The following is a 17,409-nucleotide window of genomic DNA, read 5'->3' on the forward strand; positions in this document are numbered from 1 at the left end:
TGGCTCCGCAAGGCACAACTCTTGGCAGCGCTGGATTCACCGCAAGGCGCTGCTCACCAGATTCAAACACTCTTTCCTTCAAGGTGAGTGTTTCTTTTTTGCAACCACAATTACTACAGGTTTTAGAAGATGGATACCATCTATCCGCAACAATTAACTTACTTCCAAACTTCTTGGTTTTATATTCAAGTTGTCGCTTGAATTCATAAAACCCGCAATCAGCGATAGATTGGGCAAGCTTATGATTTGACATCATCCCGCTAACATTTAAGTCCTCTACCACTACAAGCGCGTGGTTTTTGCATAAGTGGTGAGTAACTTTATGAAGCGAATCTTTGCGAATGTTAGAAACTCGGTTATGATGTTTCGCTAATTTGATTTTTGACTTATAACGGTTGTTACTGCCTTTCTTTTTCCGAGAATGAGCTTTAGACAACCGTTTTAGTTTCTGGATGTTCTTTTTGTAGGCTTTTGGGTTTGGAAACGTAACACCAGTGCTAAGCGTAGCTAGTTCCTTTATTCCCAAATCCACACCTACAACATAGACGGATTTAGGCGTAGGCTCGGTTTCAACCTCATAAGCGCTCATCGATGTACCAGTCACCAGCTATCCGAGATATTGTTAGCTTGGTGGTTGTTGTATGGGGCAGTCCTTCATAAGTTTTAACCCATCCAATGGTAGGCAGCTTAACTCGTACACCAGCAACAGGGATAGGTTTTCCACCATTGTCAACAGTGAAAGAGTCGTTGATGCCTTTCTTCTTTGACCTGGGGTAGTCGCCCCTACCGGGGTTCTGACTGGAAAAATAAGCCAAGCCCTCTTGGGTTGATCTCGAAGCATCACGATTTATCGTGTTGTTATTAGGGCTTGGCTTATTTTTTTGTCCCAATGCGTTACCTTTAAAAAATCGGGCATACGCGTCACCTAATTGGTCAAAGGCGTATTGAGTAATCTTTTGACAAATTCCTTTCTCCTTAATCCACTCCAGTTGAGTTTTTACCTCATTATTAAAGAACTTCTTAAGGAGGAATTTATTTGGCTTGAATCCATGATCATATAAATTTTTCCAAGTAGCTAAACCCCAATTAAAGGTAAATCTTGCAATACCTGCATGCTTTGCCATTATGGTTTTTTGCTCGCTTGTCAGTTTCAACTTAGTTTTGATGGATAAAAGCATTGTTCACCGGGGGAATGACTGGAGAAATAAGGCTTGCTATGGTCTGTTAATTTGTCAGCACCCACGAGTATTCGTTGTAATAAGGCAAGCCTTATTTCTTTGTCCCAATGCGTCACCTCAATACGTTTGTGCTATATATAAGTATAGTAATATATACACTCGATAGCAATGCCTTTCCAGAAAAATCATAAATTAGGTGCACAACCTTTAAATAATGAGCCTTTTGATAAGACGCCGGTGTGTTTTAATGTCCAAAAGGGTGTCAGAGACAAATTAAAAGCCATCCCTGACTGGAAGGAACGGCTAAGAAAGCTTGTTGATGAATTGATAGAAGAATTTGAGGGATAGTTGTCGGTAGTTGACTAAGCTTGTTTAGGTTATTGTCTACTTAGGACAAGCTCTTGAATGTACTAGAATACAAGATGCATTCTGGCACGGCTGTTTCTGCACCCCGTATACATCATCAGTGGTTACCTGATCAACTAAGAGTCCAACCTATGGGTTTGAAAGCTCTAACTCTTGCCGAGTTGCAGCGTCAGGGACACAGAATTAAACAAACTAAGCCTTGGGGTAATGTTAATTCGATTGTCGTAACACCAGATGCAACTTTAGAAGGCGCAGCTGATCCCCGTGGTGAAAGTTCGCCTAGGGGTTTGTAAAAAGCGAAAAACTTTCGTATGTTCTGTCTTGATTCATGACTCCACTGAAGTCCTTGAGGACGAGAACTCGTTTGCTCTTGCAGTTGGTATCAAAGTCCAACCTGCTTTTAACAATTTTTGGAAAGTCGCCCAACCTTTAGAACCGCCTGGTATTTTGTAATCTGGGACTGCTAATTGCCCAAAGGCTGTGTAAGGACGCCAAGGTTCATTTGGTCCTGTCTGCAAATGCAAAATTTTTTCTTCACTGTCGCCAAATTTTGACAACCAGCACATTCTTCCATGCATGGCAAACTCCTGATTTATTTTAGTTAGCTTACAAGCATACTTACAGACATCTGTCAATATCTACATCGCCCTTTTGGGGTACTTTCTGTATTGTTCACAGCGGTTAACCTCAAGACGAATCACACAATTCAAAGTGAATGTAAGACGTAGACGCTTTACAGACGAAAGGCTATGAAAAGAAACGCAGTCATCTTTTGCGTTTAGCCAATGCTATCCTATGGCTCACAAAAATTGATGTATTTTTGAGTACTTTTTTTGATAGCTATTCGTTATAGGACTTACGAATTGACAAAAATATGATTATATGCATAATACTATTAGCTTTCCCTTCTTCTTTAATTAGATGCAAGCAAAATCAACTTATGCACTTTTGAGATCGAAATGGGAAATTTTTGTGCTCATCTGACTATTGTAAAACCGCACGGAACTAGTCATGCTAATCGTTACGCACACAATAATTTATTTCTAAAGTGCGTAAGTCCTACGTTATTATATGGATGGAGCATATAATTCGTCGCTGACAATATCGCGAATTTGGCCAACTAACTGGGCATATATCGAATCAGACAAGATTGGTTGTGATCCTTGTAACGAAATGGGTCCATCCAAGTCAATCCATGACTTACAGCCACCATACTTGGTGCAATAGGGAATTTCTTGCTCTTGGGGGAGTTTGTAAGTCCGCAGCAGGAGAATATATAATGGCTGACGCGGTTTCCATTTGAGGCGATCGCTAATAAAGTACTCATTCCAAATATGGAATGGAAGCAGAGCATTAACGACTGATTCCTCACTCACTGGAAAAATATCTGTAATTTCAGCCCAACTGTTGATATGAACTGTTTCTGGATGCCAACCAGATGTCACCGGAATTACCAAATTAGCATACTCGGGTTTGAGCAAGAAAGGCTGTTGATGCTCAAAAGTTGGGTAAAGCAAAATCTGCTTGTGGTTAACCTCAAAGCGTCCATGACGTTCATGGATACCACCTTTGCGGAGGAGCATAATTGTTTTGCTTGTTTCTAAGGCATTGATAGCAACTGCCCATTCTTTGAGTGCATGATTCGTCATAATCAATTCTTCCGTAAGCATCTACTATTACTCTGATTTATTTTGACGCCAAGATCGATACACTATGTGGCTGTCTGCAACAAATGAATTAAAAAATAGATAAGGAATCATTATGGAAAAGCGAACGCTGGGTACATCGGATGTTAAAATTACGCCTATTCTCACGGGGACTTGGCAAGCTGGTAAAAAAATGTGGGTGGGAGTTGAGGACACTAACTCGATTAAAGCAATACGGGCAGCATTTGAAGCTGGTATCACAACAGTTGATACTGCTGAGGTTTATGGTGACGGACATTCAGAAAGAATTGTTGCTCAAGCTTTATCTGATGTTCGAGATCAAGTCGAGTATGCCACGAAAGTTTTTGCTAACCATCTCAAGTACAACCAGGTGATTGAGTCTTGTAATCATTCCTTGAAAAACCTCAGAACTGACTACATAGACTTATATCAAATTCATTGCCCCGCTGGTTCGTTCAATTCTGAAGTTGTTCCGATTGAGGAGACAATGAACGCTCTTAACCACCTGAAAAAGCAAGGGAAAATTCGGGCTATTGGTGTTTCCAATTTTTCCAAAACCCAGTTGGAAGAAGCATCTCAATACGGACGCATTGATAGCTTGCAGCCTCATTATTCTTTATTCTGGCGGTATGTCGAAAAAGATGCAATGCCTTATTGCATCGAACATAAGATTGCGATTATTGCTTATTCACCTCTAGCTCAAGGATTGTTAACAGGAAAATTTGAAGCTGGTCACAAATTTGACCAACAAGATAACCGCGCCAACAATAAGCTATTTCAGGGAGAAAATTTTGAACGCGCTCAACAAGCTTTGGAAAAATTGCGCCCAATTGCAGAACGTCACAACTGTACACTTGCCCAGTTAGCACTAGCATGGTTAATTGCTCAACCACAGAGTCATGCGATCGCCGGTGTGCGTTATCCCGAACAAGCAACCGCAAACGCCCAAGCCAGCTCTGTTCAACTTTCGACTGAAGATTTGAACCAAATAGATGTTATTGGGCGGATTGTGACCGACCATTTAGACTATACCAAACTTATGTGAAATTGGTAATTCCGATGTAGAGGGCGCGATACTTTGCGCCTCTGTCCTGTTATTGAGCAGTTCTATAGTAATCCTATTTGATTTGTGTGAAAGTGCCTGCGCGTAGCGCATAAATTGAGAGACACAGATCCCCGACTCCTTTAAAAGGAGTCGGGGATCTTGTTTTTCACGATCTAGTAATATCATGTCCTGCTAATTACTTACGATATGTCATTGCGAGTGGAACGTAAGCGCAAAGCGCACGAATCGAGCGAACGCGCAGCGTGTCCCCTTGGGACTCAGCAATCGCAAGTGTTTGAGATTGCTTCACTTCGCTATCGCGTAGTATGCGCCAAGGGCGCACGCTACGCGAACGCAATGACAACTGTTTATCAGGACATGGTATAACCCTCACAAGCAGATTTTTGGGTTGCTTATAGCCTTCGGCGAAGAAGCTAAACTCCAGTTGTTAAGTTCAGTAAACAACTGCAGGCAATTCCATAATCGGGTGGTAACTTAATAAATAGGACACCAAACAAGGCACAACCAAACTGAAAAGGGCAATTGACCCGGTGTCCTTCCGTCATCAGCCCAAGCAAATATCAGCATAAGTATGATGATGAGTGGCACAGCGCCTGTGTTGAAAGGCGAAGCCAAATCCCAAAGCGGAAAAACGTTTTTTATGCTGAGTTTGTTAGTGTTATTGTCCACCACTATTGTAAAACCTTTGTATTTCCTCACGATAAAAGCAATTTGATCACTACGAAATTTTTTAGATAAAACCTGGTCCCGCTGACCAGGTTTTCGCGTTAAAAGTTATTTCTTGAGTGACATAACAATGCCTAGTTGATTTTTGCACAATAAAATTAGAAATCAGTGAACGTGCTCAAGTCACAACTGGCAAGTCATATGGACGAAACAAAAATCCAAACTTATTTAAATACAATTGCAGATCTGTTAAGATGCGCCACTCATGCGGAAGCGATGGACATTGTAGCAGAAGATAAAGAATGGATAGATGAAGGGTTCCTAATAGCCTTGGAACAAGTTGCAGGAAATATGGCAAACCAAAGTCGCCAATTAACTGCAGATTGGTTGTTGAATCTTAGAAATGAGTTGGCTGCTTCTTTGGGAGTACAAGCAAGTTCTCACACCTGGCAAGCTTATGAAACTTTTTTAGTTGATGTATTGGAAGCAATTGAAAAAGATCGTGATCCCCAAGTAATGTACCCGTATTTAGCAGCAAATCAGGACAAGCTGAATGATACTTTGGCTTATGTGTTGCAAGTTTGGGCAACGAATATCTTGCCACAATTGAAGGAAATATTAGCACAATACACTGCGGGGTTTATTGTTGAGTTTAGTAAGCTGGTGCAGATGTTTGAGCAAGGTAACCCAGCAGGTCGTATGGAAATTGCGATTGTAGGTTACCAAGTAGCCGCCACAGTTTTTACACGCGATCGCTTTCCTTATGAATGGGGAACAACGCAAACTAATCTTGCGCTTGCTTTCTCTGACCGTGTGCGTGGGGAAAAATCTCATAATTTGGAACAAGTAATATACTATTACAACCAAGCATTGGAGGAATACACACGCGATCGCTTTCCTTATGACTGGGCAAAAACGCAACGTAATATTGGGCTAGCTTACTCAGAGCGAATCTGTGGCAACCCAGAAGAGAACTTGGAACTCGCGATATACTGTTATAACCAAGCATTGCAAGAAATCCGACGCGATCTCTGTGGCGAAACGTGGGCAAAGGTGCAAAATAGTCTCGGGCTTGCCTACTCAAAACGACTCCGTGGTCAACAAACCGATAACCAAGAACTAGCGATACACCATTACAACCAAGCATTGACAGTATACACACGCGATCGCTTTCCCGATCAATGGGCAAAGGTGCAAAATCATTTGGGAAATCTTTTGGGTGAGCGTATTTGCGGAAAAAAAGCCGAAAACCAGGAACAAGCGATACACCATTACAAGCAAGCATTAAAACAATTTACGTATGATGGCAATCCCAAAATGTGGGCAGCAATCCAAAATAATCTTGGGATTGCTTACTGGGAACGTATTCTTGGCGAAGAGGCAGAAAACTTGGAATTAGCGATACATTATTGCAATCAGGCATTGCAGGTATACAAGCGCGATCTGTTTCCCGAAATGTGGGCAAGAAGCCAAAAAAATCTCGGCAATGTCTGGTGTAATCGTATTCATGGTAACGCTGAAGAGAACATAGAACTAGGAATACAGTGTTACAACCAAGCATTAGAAATATACACACGCGATCGCTTTGCCTACGAATGGGCAATAACCCATAATAATTTGGGAAATACATTCTGTCGGCGGATTCGTGGGGAAAAAGCAGAGAATATAGAATGGGCGATACACTATCATCAGCAAGCATTGAGTGTATACACACGCGATCGCTTTCCCCATGAGTGGGCAAACACCCAAAGTTTTCTTGGCAATGCCTGGTGTGATCGGATTCATGGTAAACGAAAACAGAACTTAGAATTAGCGATATACCATTACAACCAAGCATTGCAAGAATACACACGCGATCGCTTTCCCTATGACTGGGCAAAAACCCAAAATCATCTCGGGAATATTTACAAACCTTTGCAACGTACTCCAGAAGCAATCAAAGCCTTCCAATTAGCCTTGGAGATTTATACCCCCAAAACTTTTCCTCTCGAAAGTCTTATGGCTGGACGTTACTTGGGTAATTTTGCCTTTACTATGGGATTATGGACTGAAACTATCCAAGGTTTTGCTGTTGCCATTGAAGCTTTAGAAACTAGCAGCAGTTGGGTAACTTCAAAAACACAAAAGTCTAAGGTTTTGTTAAACCCTCTTGATATGTATGAAAAAATAGTTCAAGCGCACATCAATCAGGGGCTGTTTGATCAAGCAATTCAATATGCCGAACGTTCCCACTCTCCGATGGTAGTACGCTTGATGGGGACTCAAGACTTCTACTGTAGTGCGGAAATTCCTGTAAAAGTTCAAGAGTTTTTGCAACAGTACGAACAAAAGCAACAGAAAATCGGCGTTGCACAAAGAAGGGATAAAGTACGAACCGCCAAGAAGCAAAAAGCGCCAATAAAGAAGTCTTCTAGTAAGCAAAGAAAATAAAATCATCCCAAAAATATGCAACGCCAAAAAGTGATTGGATTCAGGTCTTAGTATGATTTAAAATTTGCTTAGTTAATGCCATTGTATTCTCCACATCATTCACGACATAAACATTTTTTGGCCCAAGTTTTTGGAAGAAATTTTGACTTTCTTCATCTACACTCAACAAAATTACTTTCTTGTTGCCTTTCAAAGCTAGGCAAATCTCTGAAGCACTACCCACACCCATACCACAAGCAATGACCACATGAGAAGAGAGAACATTGATATTGTTGCGAGCATTTCCCATATCAGTAAAAATGGTAATATCAACTGCTTTAGAAATACCTTGGCTATCATAGCAAGGAAGAATACCAATAGTTAAACCATTAACAGATTTTGCTCCCCGACTTGCCGCATCCATAACGCCAACATTTCGACCACCAGTCAGCAAAACCCATCCCTGTGTTGCAATGAGTTTTCCAAGTTCATAGGCATTTTGTACATCAATTGCTGTAGCTTTTTCTCCTGGTCCCATCACTCCAATTATGATTTTTCTCATTGCAGTTTATTAAGAAGAACACAGCATACAGAATTTATACCATTTTAGATTTTAGATTGTGAAAGATTTACTGGTAACCGCTTTTAGTGTTCTATCTGTCGCAAACATTTTTTTGAATTGGTATTATAATAAACTCCCACTAATCATCCCAGCAAGGACAATAAAACCAATCCACACATTTTGTCGGAACATTTCAGCATAAGCAGAGTTCGGTAAATCTTTCTGGCTTAAGCGTGTGAGCTGCCAAATCCAACTTACACTAGCAATGGAAAGACTAATCCAAAAACTAGGACGCAGTTGCAGAACTAAACCTAGCCAACTCAGTAAAAAGACAGTGCTAGCAAAGAAAATGCCAATTGCAACAGGCGCGAAACTACCAAAAAACAAAGCGCTAGAATTGACACCAATTCGTCGATCGTCCTCCTTGTCACTCATGGCGTAAACTGTATCAAATCCTAATGTCCACGTCACAGTAGCGCCCCAAAGCAGCCAAGTTGGGAGTGAAAGGTTATGCGTCACTGCACTCCAGCTAATTAAAACCCCGAAACCCCAAGCGATAGAAAGAACCAGTTGCGGAACAGGGAACACGCGCTTTGCGCCGGGATAAAGCAAAATAACTGGAACTGCTGCCACACACAACCAAAATGAGAGTACGTTAAGATAAAAGGCAAGAACTGCAGCACATGCCATCGCCACTATGGCAACTATGATGCCAACTTTCACAGTCAGCGTACGGGAAGCAAGAGGGCGATCGCGAGTTCTTTCCACTTGTGGATCTATATCTCTATCCCACAAATCATTGACAACACATCCAGCAGCACTTGTGGCGAGAGTACCCAAGATGATCACTCCAACAAGTGGTAAGGGTGGTTTTCCAGCAGCTGCCAAAAACACAGCCCATAAAGCGGGAATCATTAAAATTAACCGTCCCTCTGGTTTGTGCCATCGTAATAGCCGGATAATAACAAGCCATATGGGTTCGGTGTGATCTTTTGGCGTAGTTAGCATAGGTAGTAAAAGATGACTAAAGATAGATTGGTTCACACATATTTACATCTATAGAATATCTTTATCTGATATTTATAAAGTCACAACCATAAATCACAACTTGGAATAGAACCAGGAAGTCATTTTGGTTATGGATCAGGGCTTCTACTTAAAAACAATTTTGTTGTACAAAATACATTGTCTCGTCGATACGTCGAGATTGCCAGCTTTTACCATCCTTAACAGAGAGAAACGATAGATGGTGAATTTAGTTTCAGCTAACTGGGAGAGTGTTCCGACTCAAACAGCAAAGCAACATCGAATTATTGCTGCGATTGACTTAGGAACCAATTCGCTACACATGGTAGTAGTGGAAATTGAACCTACACTGCCATCTTTTAACATTATCGGCAGAGAAAAAGAAACCGTCAGACTCGGCGATCGCGAGATGAAGACGGGGAATTTGAAACCACAAATCATGGAAAGGGCGATCGCCACCTTGGGACATTTCCAAGAGATCGCAAAAACTCTCAACGTCGATACAATAATTGCTGTGGCAACCAGCGCCGTACGAGAAGCCCCCAATGGTAGAGATTTTTTGCAAAAAGTTGAAGATGAAGTCGGTTTAAGCGTTAAGTTGATTTCTGGTCAAGAAGAAGCGCGGCGAATCTACTTGGGCGTACTATCGGGGATGGAATTTGACGACAAGCCCCATATTATTATAGATATCGGTGGCGGTTCCACAGAATTAATTTTGGCCGATAGTCACGAAGGGCGAACGTTCACCAGTACCAAAGTTGGTGCAGTCAGACTCACCAGTGAGTTAATTACCACTGACCCAATTCATGACACTGAGTTTGAGTACCTACAAGCATATGCACGGGGGATGTTAGAACGTGCTGTTGAAGAGATCCAAGCAAATCTTAAGGATGGAGAATCTCCCCGTTTAGTAGGTACTTCCGGCACAATTGAAACTCTAGTGATGATTCATGCACGGGAAAAGGTAGACTCTGTTCCTTCTACGCTCAATGGTTACGAAATGAGCTTAAAAGATTTGCAGGAATGGGTCAATCGCCTACGGAAAATGAGTAACTCAGAACGAGCTGCAATTCCCGGCATGCCAGAGAAACGATCTGAAGTTATACTCGCAGGCGCAGTGATTTTACAGGAAGCCATGCTCGTTTTGGGGCTAGAGTCACTCGTAGTATGCGAACGTTCCCTAAGAGAGGGTGTGATTGTAGACTGGATGCTTACTCACGGTTATATTGAAGACCGTCTACGTTACCAAGGTTCAGTAAGCCAGCGGAGTGTCCTGAGAATTGCGAATAAGTACGACGTCAATTTAGAGCACAGTGATAGAGTCGCAGTCTTTGCCTTAAGCATTTTTGACCAAACAAAAGGAACACTTCACGACTGGGGAGCAGATGAACGGCAACTCCTTTGGGCTGCAGCTATATTGCATAATTGCGGTCATTATATCGGTCATTCATCTCACCACAAGCACTCCTATTATCTCATTCGTAATGCTGAATTACTAGGCTATAATGAAACAGAGATAGAAATCATTGCTAATTTAGCACGTTATCATCGCAAATCTCCACCGAAGAAAAAGCACGAAAATTACCAGAATTTAGAAGGCAAAAATCATCGACAAATTGTCAGTCAATTGAGTGCTATTTTGAGATTGGCAGTTGCTTTGGATAGGCGGCAAATTGGAGCAATTACGCGAGTCGAGTGTGAATATCTAACTGAAAAACAAGAATTGATTCTCAAAATTTTTCCATCCCACGCTGATGATGACTGTGCTTTAGAACTATGGAGTTTGGATTATAAAAAGGATGTATTTGAAGCAGAGTTTGATGTCAAATTAGTAGCAAAGTTAGAGCTTAATATCGCTGCATTTAGTTAGATAAAGTGTTGGATAAATTAGGTGCGTTACACTAATGTAACGCACCTTCAAATAGGTTTAATGTACTACTCAAAAATTTTCGGTTTGTCCCTTGTGTCCTTAAGTTCTATTTACGAACTGCAAGAGCGTGGAAGTCAGCAATATTCTTACCACCGACAACATTATCAAATCTATATAAATGAGCGGGTTTAGCACTCTTACCTCCGTTTTCAACTTCCACGACACCTAGTCCTGGGAAAATACCCACACTGTTGAAAAATGCTGGGTCGTTTCCTGAGATGGGATTAGGTCCACGCTGTGTGAAAAAGGCAACTTGTCCGGAAGGTGATGGTTCTATTAAGTCTGGTGTAGGATCAGGACCCAAGGTATCACTGACTAGATCGACAATATTAACTGCGCGAGCTTTGTTTGAAGCCTCAACATTGGGATCAAATGGTTTAGCGTTGATATCGTGTATGGTGATGGAATTGGATCCACGATTTACTTGCCAAAGGTATTTAGCACCAATTAATGTCACACCATGAACATCATTACCGGATTGAGGAACTTTGAAGAAATCTGGACGCTTCGAGGGATTTTCTAGCAGAGATTTATTGTTATACAGATAGATAAAGTCCGCTATCTCGGGATCAGCATTGCCTGCGTTAGTTACGAAGTTGTCGCCAATCTGATAGGCAACCAATCCATTGAAAGTGGCTTCATCTTTACTGTAAATATGTGCGATTGTTAGTGTTTCCGCATTTACAATTGCCACGCCACCATCAGCAAAAGTGACATAAACAAACTTACCTGTATCATCAACGACAGCTACAACTGGTCGGGCAGTGGCACCAGTGGTAGGTACTCCTAAGGCTGTCTTTGTCTGTGGAGTATTGAAGTCTAATGTTTGAACATCACCAAAAATTTTACCTCCAGGGGCCTCATAATTTGTGCCAATCTTATGAATCCGCTGACCTGGAGTATCGGCAACATATACAAATTTGTTGTCTTTTGAGAGGTAAACAGCATGAGAGTTGGAGTTTGGTAATCCTGGTGGAAGAATTGAATCCACAACTTCACGCTTGTTGGCATCAATTGCATAGACATCAGCTGTAGTCGCATGTCCTACAATCGCGTGTGTACCGCCTTGATTGAAAGTAATCCAGTGGGGTTTTTGACCTGGTGCAAGATCGTTCTTCTTAGCACTGGCTGCCAAGTTAAATTGCTCAACCTTTGCATTACCTCTTAAAAAGTCTCGGTCGTTGCCTGAAAAAACAAAGAGATTTCCTCCCAAAGTAGTACCATCAAGGGAATCTGCTTGGTCAATAGCCCAAACCTCATAACCTGGATTTCTTGGTCGTGCTGCTGAAGCTACAGTGGACAATCCCTCATGCAGTGGGAGAGGAACTTGGGTGAATATAGTCCAAGCAATTCCAATGAAAAACAAGCACGGAATGAAGAATTTTTTCATTTTTAACCTTCTTTATTTGAGTACATGAAAGAGTCTCGTGTCACTCCTCATCACTGATTTGATATGGATATATAGGGTTGGGGAATAAGCGATCGCTTGCCTTTTGCTCTGACTTTTCACAGCAAGTCTTCAAAACACACTGTTTCGTGGTTTCCACAACTTAATTCTCAATAGTTGTGAATCAATGAAAACAACTAATGGAAAAACTGGGGCTTGGGAAACCTTCAAAATGACATGAATCCACATACCGTGAAAAGTCAGTTTGCTATGTTAAAAACCCTCAATTTTGGGAATGATGACAAAGATTTGACTAGAACAAAACAGCACTGCCAGGTCATTAATCATAATTCGTATAGAAAATCTCCTTGTGTGGTGAACAAAAGAACGTTGGCTAAACTTGAACACAATCAGTTCTTTTAATTTGTAAAAAAATACATAATAGTATGCATCCAACAACTTATAGTCAATATTTTCTTTTGATAACATCACGCATCTTTTTATATAGAAAATAACTTTAAACTATGAATACAAAAGTTACCTCACTGAGAAATGAGGGTAGAGCTTTGTATGAAAAGCGCAATAGCACTAAGCGCTAATACAGAATTGGTCAACACCCTTGCAAAACGAAGATGCAAGCTGGATCTTCTAAAAAAAACCCTTATAACCTATAAAAGTTGTTATTACGACACACTGTCAAACTTTACTATAAATACGGCAAAAATATCAAGTTTTAGTAGTATATTTACAGAAAATTTACAGAGGACTGATCATGTCAAGTTAGACACCATATCCAAAAAATATCCAAAAAAGATTGACAAGTGAATACCCCTTTGAGCGTCCCTCATCACTAAGTATTTATGCCTTCACAAATCGAAATAATTCGGTAAAATTAGTTAAAGCGATATTTCGCATTTGTAAAACAAAGGCATCAGCAATCCCATGGAACTGAAAAGCAATGCATCTCAACTACCCATCCCACGACTACTGTTGTTGATAGCCCCCTTTTTTTTCTGGGGTACAGCAATGGTGGCGATGAAAGGAGTAATACCCCACACGACACCATTATTTATGGCGGGAGTGCGTTTGATACCGGCTGGCGTACTTATTTTGATAGTAGCAGCATGGATGGGTAGACCTCAGCCCAAAGGCTGGGATGCATGGCTGTGGATTGCTTTATTTGCCTTGGTGGATGGAACACTGTTTCAAGGGTTTTTGGCGGAGGGCTTACTCAGAACAAATGCTGGGTTAGGATCTGTGATGATTGACTCTCAACCCTTGGCTGTGGCATTGCTGTGTTTGTGGTTATTCCAAGAACATATTGGTTTTTGGGGATGGTTAGGACTAGGGATAGGAGTCACAGGTATTAGTTTAATTGGCTTACCGGATGAGTGGATTCTCCATTTTTTCAACTCAGACCCGATTGTAGAGATATTCTCTACAGCATCAATACAACAACTGTTTGCCAGTGGCGAGTGGTTGATGCTTCTAGCAGCGCTGAGTATGGCAGTAGGAACAGTGTTGATCAGGTTCGTCAGTCGCCATGCTGATCCTGTGATGGCTACAGGATGGCACATGATTATAGGTGGCTTGCCATTGTGGGGAATTTCATCAGCTGTAGAATCTGGACAGTTGCAGAACATTGTTCCGTCTGACTGGTTTGGGCTGGGTTACGCTACAGTATTTGGTAGTGCGATCGCCTACGGATTGTTTTTCTACTTTGCCTCTAGCGGTAATCTCACCAGTCTCAGTTCCCTCACCTTTCTCACACCCGTATTCGCATTGTTATTTGGCAATTTGTTACTTCAAGAAGTTCTCAGTCCGTTGCAGTGGGTAGGAGTCAGCCTGACTTTGGTTAGCATCTATCTCATCAACCAGCGCGAAACTCTGCCAGGGGTAAGCAAGAAGGTTGCTACAAGTGAAAAAACTATCACACAGCAACAACAAGTTTTAGAAGCGTCTGCAAAGACGATAAACAAAGTTACCTTGCCTGTGAGAAAATCTGAATCAGAGATGTTGCCTTAAATAAGGTAGTCAAAAAATATCTCAAAAATAAATAACTGACTCAAGTACAACAACTACCACTCATGTGCTTGAATAAGAGTATTAGCCAGAGTGTATTTAATATACCAAAAGCCAAGAAGACATTTGATATTTATGTAGCTTATAGTTATTGTGGTATCAATGGCTTCCAATGCACGTTCTGGCTGAGACTTGCTATATGAGGCGACGCTATTCTTCTATTGTTTTTATTGCTTGCCTTGCTTGCTTAGGATTTGACCAACGTTCAGCAAGTGCAGTTAAACCTGAAATTGTTTTTAGAAATTTAGAACTTGCTCAAGTCAGTTCCAAAGATGCTGTCAAGCAGTCCATTCTTGGACTTGGTAGCACAGGTGCACAAGTGAAGTCAGTGCAAACCTTACTTAAGAAGTTAGGATACTATGATGGCGAGATAGATGGACGGTATGGCATAAGTACAAGCCGTGCTGTGACGAAATTTCAACAAGTAAAAGGTTTAAGTGTAGACGGTATTTTTGGTGATACAACTAGGCAGAGTCTTCAGACAACAATAAACAAGAAATTACCGCCTTCTACCATTGCAATTAGTTCTACGATTCAACCCAAGACCAAGAAAGACCCAGGAACAGACATACTTTGGTGGTCTCTCGTGGGTACTGGTGTTTTGGGAAGTATTGGGGCAGTACTTTATATAGTAAGAAAGATTGACAAGGGTACAAAAGTTGTAACATACCCAGAAAATTATAGTCAGCTAAACACCAGTTTAGTTCCGCAAACTATACAAAAGTTCGATGTAAAGAACGACGATGAGTTTCATAACACTAGTGTCATCAGTACGCAAGAAACAGAAACAACGATACCACCGTCTACTGAATTTTTACCAATGGAAACAACTTCTCGCCTTGCCAAAGTTGACATCATTGACCAGTTGATTTTAGATTTACGTAGCCCTGATCCAACACAGCGACGTAAAGCTATCTGGGATTTAGGTCAAAAAGGAGACTCACGAGCAATTCAGCCTTTAGTAGACTTGATGGTGGATGCAGATTCCCAGCAACGCAGCTTGATTTTAGCTGCTTTGGCAGAAATTAACACCCGCACACTTAAGCCAATGAACCGTGCTTTGGCAATTTCATTGCAAGATGAAAGTCCACAAGTGCGACAAAATGCCATCCGGGATTTAACTCGCGTATATGACATGATGGCTCAAATGAGTCAAATCTTATCTCATGCTGTGCGAGATCCGGATGCAGACGTGCGATCAACAGCAAAGTATGCTCTTTCACAAATGAATCGTATCCGTGCTTTGCCTGGTGATGCAAGTGAGGAGGACAAAGATACAGAGGGAGAGGAAGAAGAGGACGAGGAAAATTTTTAGCAGTTATCAGTTACCAGTTATCACTGTTCACTGTTTACTGTTCACTGACTTAAGCGTCTGGTAATTCTCCAAAGCGTTGGCGATAGCGCTCAAGTAACTCTGTCATCTCTGCTGCTTGCTGTTGCGCTTGTTCTGCAACTTCTTGTGGTGTCTTATACCTAACGCCTTGTGCATCATACCAATAAAGCACTTCCAGTTCTACTTCTCCATCAAGGTAGCTTCCCCTACCAATCCCCAAACCCATTTCTGGTATCCAAAAAGGTTCTCCAATTTGTAACTTATATTCTCCGTTGATTAAACGATAAACTTCTAATGGCTGATGTTGGTCTCGTCGCCAATATTCAGGATTGTAAATGACATAATATAGAATACCCAAGCGAGCATAGACCGACATTTTCTTATCATATTCGCCCCCATAGGTAAGAGAAACAATTTCTAAAGCAAAAATTGGGACAACATCGTTTTATTCCCAAAAAACATAGCTTTTACGTAAAACATTTCCTTGAAATCGCTCTACTCCTAAACTTAAGAAACCATCTGGCACAACAGGTACAAGATGACTGACTCCTGTGGTGTGATAAATTGCCATATCAACCCCAAAAAACCAATCTAAGCGATTTGCCCAGATAAACTTCAGCAGGAATAACAATAAATTCGGGACAAAATTTTGATTTTCGTTATCCACAGGAGTGTCGTCTGAACAAGGAAGTTCAGCGCTGGTTGGCAGTTTAAATATCGGGTTTAGCATGTAGTCTTTCCCCTAAATAGGTACTTTTATGATTTAGATGTCTTCTTTCTAAACAAATCTTTAATCCATTTCCACTTAGCTACGATAAAAACGGACGCTCCTGTCAAAACAGCTGCGATCGCACTCCAGTTCTCTATAATCCATTTCCAATTTTGTCCTAACCAACTGCTTGGGTTAACTGCAACCGTGACGTCACGACTAAAAGTCTCCAAACACGCTGGTACTTCTGGTTGATTTTTAATACTAATGTAAGCACATATTTCCAGAAAAAGCTTTTGACTACCTGCCTCACTGGGAGTTACATTCCACAGCCACTTAACCACACGTCCTTGCGCTAAAACCTGCTTTTTCTGGCTTAGAGGTTTGATTTCAAAGCTAGCTCCTGTAAGTTCTGCTCCTAAAAAGGAAGTTACATCAATCGGCTGAGTTTTAGCATCTTTACTGAGTCCTGCTTTTAGATCACGCTGCAAGTTATCAGTAACACGTACTTCGATCACTTCATTCTCAGCAACTTTCATCTGTGTAGCAATATCAAAGGCGATTTGTCCAGGTCTGAGAGTTTCTTTCAGGGTAGCAGAGTAAGCATCCTGAGCAATTTTATAATTTGGACTGACGCTCTGGGTAGTGGGAGTCGCACCAGTCTCACTAGATTCTGCTGGAGTAGTAGCACTATTACCACCAGGTCCTCCCGCAGGAGATTCATCGCCACGGCCGTCACAGCCAACAAGCAATGCCAGAATGATAACTAAGATAGAGGTATAGATGAAAAAGTGCTGTCCCCTAGAACGATATCTCATAGTTGCTTACAATATTATTGATGAATATTTTGACTATAAAAATTAGAATTAGGCACATAATTCTATTATCCAATTAACCGCATTTTAGACCTTATATCTCAATACGGTTCAGTTAGAGCCAAAATCCCTAAATTGCGTAGGTTGGGGAGCCACTGCCCTATGGCTAACGCCACGCCTTACGGTGAGTCCAGCGCTGCGGGAGGGTCTCCC

General features: G+C 41.4%; 14 protein-coding genes and 2 pseudogenes. 7 read left to right on the forward strand and 9 right to left on the reverse strand.

Going from position 1 to position 17,409, the window contains the following annotated elements:
• Positions 1-589: RNA-guided endonuclease InsQ/TnpB family protein (locus tag AC5590_RS02155; RefSeq protein ID WP_248277389.1), on the reverse strand; the 589-nt coding region annotated here is incomplete at its 3' end.
• The gene (locus AC5590_RS02160) at positions 576-1,178 is read right to left on the reverse strand and encodes a helix-turn-helix domain-containing protein (protein ID WP_256379332.1); all 603 of its coding nucleotides are present in this window, start codon (positions 1,176-1,178) and stop codon (positions 576-578) included. The genes AC5590_RS02155 and AC5590_RS02160, both read right to left, overlap by 14 nt.
• Positions 1,179-1,346: 168 nt before the next feature.
• Between AC5590_RS02160 and AC5590_RS02165 the strand changes: the two genes are divergently transcribed.
• Together AC5590_RS02165 and AC5590_RS02170 are read left to right on the forward strand one after the other, a co-directional pair.
• On the forward strand, positions 1,347-1,526 hold the full coding sequence (locus tag AC5590_RS02165) for a hypothetical protein (RefSeq protein ID WP_169268063.1): 180 nt from the start codon (positions 1,347-1,349) through the stop codon (positions 1,524-1,526).
• A gap of 50 nt (positions 1,527-1,576) precedes the next feature.
• A pseudogene (locus tag AC5590_RS02170) lies at positions 1,577-1,837 on the forward strand (gamma-glutamyltransferase); the annotation flags it as partial.
• Positions 1,838-1,870: 33 nt separating this feature from the next.
• Here the strand turns inward: AC5590_RS02170 and AC5590_RS02175 are convergent.
• Positions 1,871-2,122, reverse strand: coding sequence for a hypothetical protein (locus AC5590_RS02175; RefSeq protein ID WP_169268064.1), 252 nt, complete (start codon positions 2,120-2,122; stop codon positions 1,871-1,873).
• A 489-nt stretch (positions 2,123-2,611) separates the two neighbouring features.
• Positions 2,612-3,193, reverse strand: a complete 582-nt coding sequence (locus AC5590_RS02180; RefSeq protein WP_169268065.1) for a DUF1802 family protein — start codon at positions 3,191-3,193, stop codon at positions 2,612-2,614.
• 112 nt (positions 3,194-3,305) lie between these two features.
• Between AC5590_RS02180 and AC5590_RS02185 the strand changes: the two genes are divergently transcribed.
• Positions 3,306-4,256, forward strand: a complete 951-nt coding sequence (locus tag AC5590_RS02185; protein ID WP_169268066.1) for an aldo/keto reductase — start codon at positions 3,306-3,308, stop codon at positions 4,254-4,256.
• A gap of 888 nt (positions 4,257-5,144) precedes the next feature.
• Complete coding sequence (locus AC5590_RS02190) at positions 5,145-7,373, forward strand: tetratricopeptide repeat protein (protein ID WP_169268067.1); 2,229 nt, start codon at positions 5,145-5,147, stop codon at positions 7,371-7,373.
• A 40-nt stretch (positions 7,374-7,413) separates the two neighbouring features.
• Here the strand turns inward: AC5590_RS02190 and AC5590_RS02195 are convergent, their stop codons facing one another.
• A complete protein-coding gene (locus AC5590_RS02195) occupies positions 7,414-7,914 on the reverse strand; it encodes an SLOG cluster 4 domain-containing protein (RefSeq protein ID WP_169268068.1) in 501 nt (166 codons plus the stop codon).
• Between the two features lie 123 nt (positions 7,915-8,037).
• Positions 8,038-8,922 (reverse strand): 4-hydroxybenzoate solanesyltransferase, encoded by an 885-nt coding sequence (locus tag AC5590_RS02200; protein ID WP_169268069.1) that lies wholly within the window; start codon positions 8,920-8,922, stop codon positions 8,038-8,040.
• 238 nt (positions 8,923-9,160) lie between these two features.
• Here AC5590_RS02200 and AC5590_RS02205 point away from each other — a divergent pair, with 238 nt between their 5' ends.
• Positions 9,161-10,810, forward strand: coding sequence for a Ppx/GppA phosphatase family protein (locus AC5590_RS02205; RefSeq protein ID WP_169268070.1), 1,650 nt, complete (start codon positions 9,161-9,163; stop codon positions 10,808-10,810).
• Between the two features lie 106 nt (positions 10,811-10,916).
• On the opposite strand, the gene AC5590_RS02210 is transcribed toward AC5590_RS02205, so the two are convergent.
• Positions 10,917-12,260, reverse strand: a complete 1,344-nt coding sequence (locus tag AC5590_RS02210) for a YncE family protein (protein WP_169268071.1) — start codon at positions 12,258-12,260, stop codon at positions 10,917-10,919.
• A 939-nt stretch (positions 12,261-13,199) separates the two neighbouring features.
• On the opposite strand from AC5590_RS02210, the gene AC5590_RS02215 reads away from it, so the two are divergent.
• Both AC5590_RS02215 and AC5590_RS02220 read left to right on the forward strand, forming a co-directional pair.
• Positions 13,200-14,282 carry a DMT family transporter gene (locus tag AC5590_RS02215; protein ID WP_169268072.1) on the forward strand — a complete coding sequence of 361 codons (1,083 nt, stop codon included), beginning with the start codon at positions 13,200-13,202 and terminating at the stop codon, positions 14,280-14,282.
• Between the two features lie 196 nt (positions 14,283-14,478).
• A complete protein-coding gene (locus AC5590_RS02220; protein ID WP_169268073.1) occupies positions 14,479-15,654 on the forward strand; it encodes a peptidoglycan-binding protein in 1,176 nt (391 codons plus the stop codon).
• Positions 15,655-15,703: 49 nt separating this feature from the next.
• On the opposite strand, the pseudogene AC5590_RS02225 reads toward AC5590_RS02220, so the two are convergent.
• Both AC5590_RS02225 and AC5590_RS02230 read right to left on the reverse strand, forming a co-directional pair.
• A pseudogene (locus AC5590_RS02225) lies at positions 15,704-16,402 on the reverse strand (Uma2 family endonuclease).
• Between the two features lie 26 nt (positions 16,403-16,428).
• Positions 16,429-17,199: a hypothetical protein gene (locus AC5590_RS02230; RefSeq protein ID WP_169268074.1), complete on the reverse strand. Its 771-nt coding sequence runs from the start codon at positions 17,197-17,199 to the stop codon at positions 16,429-16,431.
• Positions 17,200-17,409: the final 210 nt, after the last annotated feature.

Source organism: Brasilonema octagenarum UFV-OR1 (assembly GCF_963888615.1).
GTDB lineage: Bacteria > Cyanobacteriota > Cyanobacteriia > Cyanobacteriales > Nostocaceae > Brasilonema > Brasilonema sennae.

Coding starts and splice junctions, on each gene's coding strand:
- AC5590_RS02160 (WP_256379332.1), bottom strand. CDS start 1,178: ATGCTTTTATCCATCAAAACTAAGTTGAAACTGACAAGCGAGCAAAAA.
- AC5590_RS02190 (WP_169268067.1), top strand. CDS start 5,145: ATGGACGAAACAAAAATCCAAACTTATTTAAATACAATTGCAGATCTG.
- AC5590_RS02180 (WP_169268065.1), bottom strand. CDS start 3,193: ATGACGAATCATGCACTCAAAGAATGGGCAGTTGCTATCAATGCCTTA.
- AC5590_RS02185 (WP_169268066.1), top strand. CDS start 3,306: ATGGAAAAGCGAACGCTGGGTACATCGGATGTTAAAATTACGCCTATT.
- AC5590_RS02200 (WP_169268069.1), bottom strand. CDS start 8,922: ATGCTAACTACGCCAAAAGATCACACCGAACCCATATGGCTTGTTATT.
- AC5590_RS02215 (WP_169268072.1), top strand. CDS start 13,200: ATGGAACTGAAAAGCAATGCATCTCAACTACCCATCCCACGACTACTG.
- AC5590_RS02175 (WP_169268064.1), bottom strand. CDS start 2,122: ATGCATGGAAGAATGTGCTGGTTGTCAAAATTTGGCGACAGTGAAGAA.
- AC5590_RS02165 (WP_169268063.1), top strand. CDS start 1,347: ATGCCTTTCCAGAAAAATCATAAATTAGGTGCACAACCTTTAAATAAT.
- AC5590_RS02210 (WP_169268071.1), bottom strand. CDS start 12,260: ATGAAAAAATTCTTCATTCCGTGCTTGTTTTTCATTGGAATTGCTTGG.
- AC5590_RS02195 (WP_169268068.1), bottom strand. CDS start 7,914: ATGAGAAAAATCATAATTGGAGTGATGGGACCAGGAGAAAAAGCTACA.
- AC5590_RS02230 (WP_169268074.1), bottom strand. CDS start 17,199: ATGAGATATCGTTCTAGGGGACAGCACTTTTTCATCTATACCTCTATC.
- AC5590_RS02205 (WP_169268070.1), top strand. CDS start 9,161: ATGGTGAATTTAGTTTCAGCTAACTGGGAGAGTGTTCCGACTCAAACA.
- AC5590_RS02220 (WP_169268073.1), top strand. CDS start 14,479: ATGAGGCGACGCTATTCTTCTATTGTTTTTATTGCTTGCCTTGCTTGC.